Origin of the sequence: Acetobacter sp. DsW_059 (assembly GCF_002153695.1) — a bacterium.
GTDB lineage: Bacteria > Pseudomonadota > Alphaproteobacteria > Acetobacterales > Acetobacteraceae > Acetobacter > Acetobacter thailandicus.
On the sequence record NZ_JOPI01000007.1, the window covers coordinates 1 to 4,084 of the forward strand.

Below are 4,084 nucleotides of genomic sequence, written 5' to 3' on the forward strand. Positions count from 1 at the left end.
AGACCATCCCGGAAGATCGAGGGCAGGTTGTCGCGGGCGGTGCCATGCCAGAGCCGATCGGGGGGCTGGACGGCGGGCAGGCCGAGATCGACCGGTAGGGAATGACCCTGCGCGGCTCGGATGCGCTGACTGTCTGGGGAGAGGGTGAAGCGCCGCTTGTCGTTCATCTCGACCACCCGTCGCAGGGTGTCGAGGTCGAACGGCTTGCCCGCTCGTTTCGCCAGTCGGATCAGGTCGGGCACGTTCGCCCAGCCCTGCCCGTCCAGCGTCAGGCCGATCCGTTCTGGCTCATGCCGCAGGATCAGGGATAGCAGCCGGGCAACTTCTCCATCCTTCATTGTCAGTCCTCGAAGGGGGTTCAAAGGGGTCTCCCCTTGTCCGCTGTTTTTGGGTAGGGTCCCAAAAACGGAAAGCGGGTTTCCCTTATCAAAAATAAGGGAAATTTCTAGGGGGCAATCATGAAGGGTAAATCGGGGTCTGTTCGGGTCAATTCTCTCACACGGTCGGCACTGTCAGCGATGGAAACGCACGAAAAGCGACTGGATCAGTCGAGCACTTTCCGGGTCAAACGCGACACGCCACCGCTCATCTATAGCCCGTATGGTGAAGGTCTGTCCCTGCAAAAGAGCTTCGACGCACACAACGAAGGAGCCAAGCGGAACAAGGCGGCAGGGAAGATCGCGCTCCATGCGTTCGTCCAGTTCCCTACAGAGGTGCCTCTAACCCCTGAGAATGAGCAGAGGATGCTGAATGAGGCGGTGGCCTTCATCAACGCCTCACACGGCGGGCGGGCCGTCTTCCGGGCGCGTCTTGACCGGGATGAGGCCGGACGGCACGGCGTCGATGTCTTCTATGCCCCGAAATATGAGAAGGTGACGCGGCGCGGGAAGGTGGTCGAGGACTGGATCAGCCTTTCCAAATTCGGAAAGGAAATGGCTCTGGCCCGCTTTGGGGAGAGGCAGAAGAAAGCGAAAAATCCGGAGACCGGGAAATTCGAGCCTGTGGTTGATGCGGATGGTCAACCCGTCCTAGAGCGGTGTGATAGCCCGTATTTCCAAGGCCAGGCACTGCAAGACCTGTGGACGGCACACTTGCGGGAGAAGATGGGCCTTGAATGGGTGGAGCGCGGCAAGAAGAAGGTCGGCAGAGATCCAGACCGCCTAGAGCCGGAAGAATACAAACTCGCCGAGGATCAGAAAAAGCTCAAACTTGCCCTAGAGCGGGCGGATATGGAGCGCGAATTTCTGGCAGCTTTGAGGGATGGTGAATTCATCCTAAGACCACCAAAAGACCCGCAGATTCTTTCTGTGAGATGGCGAAAGATGCCTGCTGTCACTCCCGAACGCAGAGAGCGCATAGGTCTTTGTGCGAAATCTGTTTGTAGTGCGGTTCGGTTGAATTTGAATGAAACATTGGCGGGCAAGCTAGCGCAGGAAGAAAAGCTGGCAGAGTTGATGCAGCGTGAAGAACGCTTGAAAGCCCCAGAATCCCTCATAGAAGCGGCAAAGGCCGAGGCGAAGGCTGAGGTCATGGCCGATCTGAAAGATGATTTTGACACGCTGAAAAGCGCATGGGCGACGAATGAAGCAACCTACAGTGTCGATACTGAAGGATACTGGAAGTGGTGGTATGAGGCCGAGAGAGGCACCCCAAGACATGCAAGGGTGAGCGCCTGTTTTGAGAGTGTCGGGGGGCTGGTCGGGTGGATGGCGAGGCGTTTTGAAGAGGTGATGAACGAGGTTGTTCGTTACCTCACGCCAGCAGCACAAACCGAATTCAAAAACGAATGGATCGATGCTTTGGATCGGGGCGATGCCCCAGAGTGGTGGGCACCGGGAGATGGACCAAGCGGCGTGACTGGCGGAGTGGGGCAGAATAGCCCCTCTCTCGGCATGTGAGGCGTTTTATCGGTCTTGAGAACTGTGCCAGATGTTCAGGATTTCGACCGTTGAGCCGGTGATGCGATAGACGATCACATACGGCCAGCAGGAAACCAGTTCTCGCGTGCCAGGCGTAATGCCGGGTCTGCCCCGCTCTGGCAGGTATTCGAGACGGTCGCATGTAGCGACGATCTGAATGGCAACCCGGCTTGCGGCTGCGGGATTTTCTTCACCGATATGCTGCTTGATGCGCTGAATGTCGTCGAGTGATCTACGAGTGAACTGGATGGAAAAAACCGTGCTCATTTGCAGTGGGGAGCTGGTTTTTCGTGTTCAGTTCCCCACGACAGGAGCCATTCCCGAACGGCGGAATATGGAACGGTGCGGCCTGCATCGGCATCAGCAATGCCTTCTTGGACAGCCGCCAGAAAGGCCGCTGTTTCCTCATCGTCATGCTGGATGATCGGGTTTGCGCTCATCATAAGGCTCCTGATTTTGAGAGAATTATAACCTCATTTAGATGAATTTTGGCAGTTTCTTGAGCTTCGATCATGTTCGAGGAAACGCCTGTAGCTACCACTTGTTTGGTCGCTAGATGATGAACGTCCCACTTCCAACCGATGGTGTCAGCTTCAGTTGTAACGCAGCACCCGTAATCTCCACGCCCCGGTGAATACATTGTTGATACAAACCACCTTATAGATACATCTGGCATGGCGAGAATCTTTCGGGTTTGAGCGATTTAGCCGCTAAATTCTTCGCGTCTTGAGAAAGCAGACTTACCCGGCAAAAGACAGAACAGACCCGGAGCGAGCGCAGCGCGGGAGCGGCGTAGCCCGCCCGTCAGGGCGTCCGGGCAAGGAGTTCTTTGCCCTTATCGATAAAGAAATCATGTAGTTCTTTATCGTGCTTTGCGTACATTGAGGCTCTAACTTTAACCTCATCTAGATTACGATATTTATCTGTTTTGAATAGATCATCCAAGTAATCAAGGCATTCTTGCTTGGAATCAAATCTATACGCCTCAACTCTATTCATAGCTTTCCTCCCTGAACGACTTCCAATTTTGCGCCAGGCTTTGGAATGATGGAGAGTTCTTCCTGTGTGGCGCGGCTTCCGACTTCAGCGACGTGTTTGTTCATGTAGTAGCGGACCAGACCCGGCCCCCGCATGCCTGCGATCTTTTCACGCTCGGAGAAGATTGCACCGAACGTCACCAGTTCGTTCATGATCTTACTGACTTCTTGGACTGCGATCCCAACTTGCTCCGCGATTTCTTCGCGCGTCAGCATGACCTGCCCCGTGTGCGGCATGAGATGATCGAACAGGAGCGTCCAGACCGAGACGGCTTTCATGGGGCGCTTACTGTTTTCCATGAGCCAGAGGGTCACAGCGCGATTTTGAGCGGGACGGATCATGACGAACGGCTCCGTAGTTCCGGGGTCTGGCGTAGTAAGGTTCTTAATCTGGACATACAGCCGCCCGACTGCATCCCCCATAGCCCCACCATCTTCCGCAAAGGGCAGTAAGGCTTGCTTGAGCAAGTCGGCCTGATCTTCCTGAAGCCGGTCTTTGCGGGTCTTAAGGCGGGTCACATTCCGCATGTGGGGAACCTCTGTATAGGGGCCGATTAGGTGGCACACTGTGCCTCCTTATGGTGGCACAGTGTGCCACCTAATGAGAAGCTATATTTTGCAGATTCCCAACGAAAACCGACCATCGCTCAATCCCTAGATAGAATAAAGATATTTATTCCCCCCTATGGTCCCCCCCTTAGAACGGTGGAAAAGTCCGAATTCTGGACCTTTCCGGACGCCCTGACGGGCGGGCTACGCCGCTCCCGCTCTGCGCTCGCTCCGGAATTGGAAGGCCAGAGCAACCGGGAAAGAGGGGATTTGCTCAAGAGGCATGAAGAGCAAGGAAATATGCCTGTCTGAGTCTCACCTAGAACGCCAGATAGGCCGGAGAGACGCTAGGAACGAGCCAGACGCCGTTTTCGGCCTGATAGAATGGAATCTTATCTCGAAACATCAGACCTGCCTCTACGGCCAAAATAACGGCCTTTCCGTGCCGCTCCCCGACACGCTGCGCCGTATCCCGGTCAGCGGAAAGATGGACCATCTGGCGGCGGCCCGGTTTTAGACCATCCCGGAAGATCGAGGGCAGGTTGTCGCGGGCGGTGCCATGCCAGAGCCGATCGGGGG

At 55.6% G+C, this 4,084-nt stretch carries 7 protein-coding genes; 1 reads left to right on the forward strand and 6 read right to left on the reverse strand.

Going from position 1 to position 4,084, the window contains the following annotated elements; genetic code table 11:
- Positions 1 to 338: RNA 2'-phosphotransferase (locus tag HK25_RS01745; protein ID WP_198945929.1), on the reverse strand; the 338-nt coding region annotated here is incomplete at its 3' end.
- 180 nt (positions 339 to 518) lie between these two features.
- Here HK25_RS01745 and HK25_RS01750 point away from each other — a divergent pair.
- Entirely contained in the window at positions 519 to 1,898 is a 1,380-nt protein-coding gene (locus HK25_RS01750) for a hypothetical protein (protein ID WP_143295952.1), read from the forward strand.
- A gap of 6 nt (positions 1,899 to 1,904) precedes the next feature.
- Here HK25_RS01750 and HK25_RS01755 read toward each other — a convergent pair whose 3' ends face one another.
- The 5 genes from HK25_RS01755 to HK25_RS01785 form a co-directional block, all read right to left on the reverse strand.
- Positions 1,905 to 2,186, reverse strand: coding sequence for a type II toxin-antitoxin system RelE/ParE family toxin (locus tag HK25_RS01755; protein WP_081273941.1), 282 nt, complete (start codon positions 2,184 to 2,186; stop codon positions 1,905 to 1,907).
- Positions 2,183 to 2,359, reverse strand: coding sequence for a CopG family transcriptional regulator (locus HK25_RS01760; protein WP_040133544.1), 177 nt, complete (start codon positions 2,357 to 2,359; stop codon positions 2,183 to 2,185). Before HK25_RS01760 ends, HK25_RS01755 begins: the two co-directional genes overlap by 4 nt.
- 364 nt (positions 2,360 to 2,723) lie before the next feature.
- The gene (locus HK25_RS01770) at positions 2,724 to 2,918 is read right to left on the reverse strand and encodes a hypothetical protein (protein WP_086635111.1); all 195 of its coding nucleotides are present in this window, start codon (positions 2,916 to 2,918) and stop codon (positions 2,724 to 2,726) included.
- Positions 2,915 to 3,484, reverse strand: a complete 570-nt coding sequence (locus HK25_RS01775; RefSeq protein WP_086635112.1) for a hypothetical protein — start codon at positions 3,482 to 3,484, stop codon at positions 2,915 to 2,917. Before HK25_RS01775 ends, HK25_RS01770 begins: the two co-directional genes overlap by 4 nt.
- Before the next feature lie 340 nt (positions 3,485 to 3,824).
- The coding region (locus HK25_RS01785) for an RNA 2'-phosphotransferase (protein ID WP_198945930.1) at positions 3,825 to 4,084 on the reverse strand (260 nt) is incomplete at its 5' end.

Coding starts and splice junctions, on each gene's coding strand:
- HK25_RS01750 (WP_143295952.1), top strand. CDS start 519: ATGGAAACGCACGAAAAGCGACTGGATCAGTCGAGCACTTTCCGGGTC.
- HK25_RS01755 (WP_081273941.1), bottom strand. CDS start 2,186: ATGAGCACGGTTTTTTCCATCCAGTTCACTCGTAGATCACTCGACGAC.
- HK25_RS01760 (WP_040133544.1), bottom strand. CDS start 2,359: ATGAGCGCAAACCCGATCATCCAGCATGACGATGAGGAAACAGCGGCC.
- HK25_RS01770 (WP_086635111.1), bottom strand. CDS start 2,918: ATGAATAGAGTTGAGGCGTATAGATTTGATTCCAAGCAAGAATGCCTT.
- HK25_RS01775 (WP_086635112.1), bottom strand. CDS start 3,484: ATGCGGAATGTGACCCGCCTTAAGACCCGCAAAGACCGGCTTCAGGAA.